Origin of the sequence: Pseudomonas sp. RA_35y_Pfl2_P32 (assembly GCF_963970735.1) — a bacterium.
In the GTDB taxonomy this organism is placed as follows: Bacteria; Pseudomonadota; Gammaproteobacteria; order Pseudomonadales; family Pseudomonadaceae; genus Aquipseudomonas.
This window is the reverse complement of record NZ_CAXAQF010000155.1, coordinates 1-567: the sequence shown is the minus strand read 5'-3', so window position 1 is coordinate 567 and position 567 is coordinate 1. Positions and strand designations below refer to the sequence as shown.

The window sequence follows — 567 nt, the reverse complement described above, 5'->3', positions numbered from 1 at the left end:
TCCTGCGTCGAGCGTCCCCAGCGGCTGAGTTCGGTGACGAGGACCGCATCGATGTGACGCGCCTGCGCCAGCTTCATCACCTCGCCGCGCGCCGAGCGGTTGGCCTTCATCCCCGAGGCGGTTTCGCGGAAGACCTCGACCACCTCATAGCCGCCCCGTTCGGCGAAACCGACGAGGTCGCGCAACTGCCGCTCGCACGACTGGTCGGCGGTCGAGACGCGGGCGTAGATAGCGGCGCGTTGTCCCAATTGAACCTTCCCGAACACCGGCCCCGAAAAGCCTTGATTTGCGCGGGGTCAGTGTTGTCCAAAACAGACTTCTGTTCAACCGGGACAAAGCCGCATGCCGAGACGCCATATCCTGAGCGCCCGGCAGCGGTCGTCGCTGCTCGACCTGCCGACCGACGAAGCGTCGCTGCTACGGCATTACATCCTGGCGGACGACGACCTGATCCACATCGACCGGCGACGCCGACCGGAAAACCGGATCGGCTTCGCGCTGCAACTGTGCGCGCTGCGCTATCCGGGACGAATGCTGGTGCCGGGCGAGGTGATCCCGCTCGCGGTA

General features: G+C 65.8%; 2 protein-coding genes. One reads left to right on the top strand and one right to left on the bottom strand.

The window, feature by feature from the left end:
• Nucleotides 1-248, bottom strand: a 248-nt coding sequence (locus tag AACY45_RS27610; protein WP_339548635.1) for a recombinase family protein, incomplete at its 3' end; no start/stop codon positions are given.
• 94 nt (nt 249-342) lie between these two features.
• Between AACY45_RS27610 and AACY45_RS27605 the strand changes: the two genes are divergently transcribed.
• Nucleotides 343-567, top strand: a 225-nt coding sequence (locus tag AACY45_RS27605) for a DUF4158 domain-containing protein (RefSeq protein WP_339548634.1), incomplete at its 3' end; no start/stop codon positions are given.